2 protein-coding genes are annotated in these 1,673 nt (G+C 54.3%); both read left to right on the top strand.

All coding sequences use genetic code 11. The features are described from left to right. A partial coding sequence (locus J5224_RS26880) for an HlyD family secretion protein (RefSeq protein WP_264628214.1) occupies positions 1 to 556 on the top strand: 556 nt, incomplete at its 5' end. 306 nt (positions 557 to 862) lie between these two features. Further along, the gene (locus J5224_RS26875) at positions 863 to 1,663 is read left to right on the top strand and encodes a phage tail protein (protein WP_264628213.1); all 801 of its coding nucleotides are present in this window, start codon (positions 863 to 865) and stop codon (positions 1,661 to 1,663) included. The last annotated feature ends 10 nt before the right edge of the window (positions 1,664 to 1,673 follow it).

Below are 1,673 nucleotides of genomic sequence, written 5' to 3'. Positions count from 1 at the left end.
CGACAGGCAATTGGCGGAATCACTGGCTCGCTACCGGGGCTTGGCTGCGCAACAGCAACGCCTGGTGCTACGCGCACCGCAAGCCGGGGTAGTGCGTGACATTGCCCGGGATACCACCCTTGGCCGCTGGGTAACCGCGGATACGCCCCTGTTACGGGTCATAGACCCCCTTCAAGGACGAGTGATGGGTTATATTCCCGAAGATCGCCTGACACGCGCTCAGCAAGGTATGGAGGGCGTCTTCCTCGCCGACGACCCGGCCTTTCCACGTCAGGCAGTGCGCTTAGCCACGATTGCGCCTACCGGTAGCGCTTATTTGCAACAGGAAATGCTGGCGTCTGACCGCCATGGCCCCATTGCTGTTCGCCGCGACAATCAGCAATATCCCCAACCGGTACAGGCGCACTACAGCGTGCGCTTCACGCTGATGTCGCAAACCCCATTGCCACAGCAACCTTTACGCGGCAGCGTTATTTTACAAGGCGAGAAAGAATCGTTGTTGGGTGCAGCGTGGCGACGTATCGCAGCGTTGGGAATAAGAGAGAGCGGATTTTAATTTCAGATAAAAAATCATCACATGTAATTACATTTCAATGCGTTACCTATTTTATTAGATAATGAATACCACACATTAACTGAGATAATTCGGTTATTCCCGCGTACACCCCCTATCAAGCCTGGGAGTGTTTTAAATAAATTAAAATTTTTTCTCTAACACTAACAAATTAAAAACGCTGAGCTATGTTGTTTAGATAGCCATTTTTTCTGCATTTTAGTCCTTATTTAAAATAATAAGAAAGCTAATCATTTTTGTACATCCATGTTGTTCCCTAAAGACGAGTTTTTCGCAAGGAGAGTCAATATGAAATTCACTGCATCGTTATTTGCCAAAACTGCGCTGGCAACCTCTCTGGCTGTTGTCTTACTGCACCCGGAAGAGGCTTCTGCATGCGCGGCAGACCCGCTAACCGGGTCTGTCTGCTATATGGTCACCGATTTCTGCCCGCAGGGATACCTGCCCGCACAAGGACAAATTCTCTCGATCAATGCCTATCAGGCGCTTTTCACACTGGTCGGCAACACCTTCGGCGGAAACCAGGCACAAGGCACCTTCGGTATTCCTGACCTGCGCGGCAGGAGTGCTGTCGGCGTCGGCCAAGGGCCGGGGTTGAGCACCATCACCCGTGGGCAAGTGATGGGGACGGAAAGCATCGCGCTCAACACCAGCAATCTGGCACCGCACACCCATGTCGTCACCAAGGTGCAGCCGACTGCGGATAACGTCACCATACCGGCCGTGCCAGGTACGCTGAGCGTCACCGCCAGCCTGCCGCTTTCCACCACGATACCCAGCAGCGGCACCGCCGTACCCGCGGCAGGGACTAACTATCTGTCAGTGATAAGCGCCACGGTGCCAGTGGGTGCCGGCAACCAGAATGCCACTTTCAAAGGGCCTTATGTGCAGACCAAACCACCTGTCGGTTCCAAGCTGGAGGCCGATGTTGCCGTTACGGGTTCGCCTACCATCCCGGCGTTTTCGTTCAAGGTGCCTGACGTCTCAGTCGGCGTGACCGGCTCCGGCGCGGCCTTCTCGGTTCGAGACCCAGCGTTAGGGCTGACCGCCTGCATCGCCGCACAAGGAATTTACCCACAGCGTCAGTAAGTGTTATTCC

This window comes from Candidatus Symbiopectobacterium sp. NZEC135 (genome assembly GCF_025962695.1).
Note: the sequence above shows the minus strand (reverse complement) of the source record. Positions and strands in the feature narration are given on the sequence as shown.

Bases quoted from the DNA above. Each gene is read 5' to 3' on its own strand.
- J5224_RS26875 (WP_264628213.1), top strand. From the start codon at position 863: ATGAAATTCACTGCATCGTTATTTGCCAAAACTGCGCTGGCAACCTCT.